Source organism: Aquamicrobium sp. (genome assembly GCF_023954335.1).
Classification (GTDB): domain Bacteria; phylum Pseudomonadota; class Alphaproteobacteria; order Rhizobiales; family Rhizobiaceae; genus Aerobium.
On the sequence record NZ_JAMLIE010000010.1, the window covers coordinates 1 to 2066 of the forward strand.

A 2066-nucleotide genomic window follows, 5' to 3' on the forward strand; every position below is an offset into this window, starting at 1 on the left:
GTTGGGCACCTCGGGGGCGGGCGCCCGGAGCAGGTGCCCGGAATCAAGCCGGTGGAGACGCGCCCGCGCTCAAGCAGCGGTGTCGATGCAGAGATATTTCAGTTCCGTGAAGGCCTCCATGCCGTGGCGCGAACCTTCGCGGCCGACACCGGATTGTTTCCAGCCGCCGAAGGGGATCGGCCCGCCGGTGATCTTCACGCGGTTGACCGCCACCATGCCGTATTCCAGCGCGCGGGCAAGCCGCATCTGGCGCGCGCCGTTCTCGGTGACCACATAGGCGACGAGGCCGTATTCGGTGTCGTTGGCGCGGGCGATCACTTCCGCCTCGCTGTCGAAGGCGGTGACGGCGGCGACGGGGCCGAAGGTTTCCTCGCGCATGATTAGCGCATCGTCGGAAACCTCGGTCAGAAGCGTCGGTTCGTAGAACAGCGGGCCGGCCTTGTGGCGCCTGCCGCCGGTGAGGACCTTCGCGCCGTGTTTCACGGCGTCGGCCACCTGCTCCTCCACCTTGGCGATGGCGCGCTCGTGCATCAGCGGGCCGATCTCGACATCCGCCTCCAGCCCGGCGCCGACCTTCAGCGCCGCGATGCGGGCCTTGAAGGCCTTGGTGAAGGCGGCAAGGACGGGGCGCTCGACATAGATGCGGTTGGCGGCAAGGCAATCCTGTCCCGATGTGGCGAACTTGGCGTTGACGGCGATGTCGGCCGCCTTCTCGATATCGGCGTCGGCAAAGACGATCAGGGGCGCATGGCCGCCGAGTTCCATGACGAGGCGCTTCATGGTCGGCGCGCACTGGCCGGCGATCAGCTTGCCGATCTCCGTCGAACCGGTGAAGCTCATGGCGCGCACGCGGGCGTCGGCGTTCATGCAGCCGACGATGGTGGCGGCATCGCCCGTCACGACATTGAAGACGCCTACCGGAAGGCCGGCCCGTTCGCCGAGTTCGGCAAGCGCGAGGGCGGAAAGCGGCGTCTCGCTGGAAGGGTGGGCGACCACGGTGCAGCCGGCGGCAAGCGCGGCGGCGGCCTTGCGGGTGATCATGGCGGAGGGGAAGTTCCACGGCGTCACGATGCCGACGACGCCGAGCGCCTCGCGGCGCACGATCATCTCGGCGCCGGGCAGGTGGCTCGTCACGCTCTCGGCATTGAGGCGCTTGCCCTCCTCGGCATACCACTCGATGAAGGAGGCGGCATAGTCGATCTCGCCGCGGGATTCGGCGAGCGGCTTGCCCTGTTCCAGCGTCATCAGCAGCGCGAGGTCCTCGCGCGCTTCGAGGATCAGCCCGTGCCATTTGCGCAGGATCGCGGCGCGCTGCTGCGCCAGCAGGTCCCGCCAGGCGGGGAAGGCCTGCGCCGCGGCCGAGACCGCCTCCGACGTCTGGCCGGCATCGAGCGCGGCGACCCAGGCGAGCGTCGCGCCGGAGGCGGGGTCCGTCACGGCGAAGCTGTCGCCGTCGCGGCCGGCCACCCAGCGGCCGCCGACATAGGAGAGTTCGCGCAGCAGGTGAGGATCGCCCAGGCGGGCGAGCGCTTCGTGGAAAACGGTCCGGGCGAATAGGGCGGTCATGTCGGCCTCCTCTGGCTGTGTCGACGGTGAGTCTGCCAGAGGCGCGGCGACAGATTGTCTATTGCCGGGCTCGGCCGCAGAGACTTTGACCAAACCGACCGCCGGCCATAGACAATCTCTCTACGTCGATATCAGTCCGGGGCCGGCAGCAGCGTCGTCAGCGGCAGCGCGGTCTCCTCCTTCACAGTCTTGGTGACGATGTAGGTGAAGTAGCGGTCGATGCCGAGTTCGCGGTCGAGCAGGTCGTCGACGAGGCGCTGGTAGGCGTCGATGTCGGGGGCCATGATCTTCAGGATGTAATCGACGCCGCCGCCGACGGACCAGCAGGCGACGATCTCCGGTGTTGCCGCCACCGCGCGCTCGAAGCGGTCGAAATCGGCCTGCCGGTGGTTGGCCAGCGTCACCTCCATCATGACGCTGGCGACCGGCGCCAGGCGCCGCACCGCGACGCGCGCATGATAGCCCGTGACGATGCCCGCTTTCTCCAGCTTGCGCAGCCG

Annotated in this window: 2 protein-coding genes; both read right to left on the reverse strand. The window is 68.6% G+C overall.

Going from position 1 to position 2066, the window contains the following annotated elements; genetic code table 11:
- Positions 1 to 69: 69 nt before the first annotated feature.
- Positions 70 to 1566 (reverse strand): NAD-dependent succinate-semialdehyde dehydrogenase, encoded by a 1497-nt coding sequence (locus tag M9945_RS22670; protein WP_272807724.1) that lies wholly within the window; start codon positions 1564 to 1566, stop codon positions 70 to 72.
- A 131-nt stretch (positions 1567 to 1697) separates the two neighbouring features.
- The coding region (locus M9945_RS22675) for an Lrp/AsnC family transcriptional regulator (protein ID WP_367946348.1) at positions 1698 to 2066 on the reverse strand (369 nt) is incomplete at its 5' end.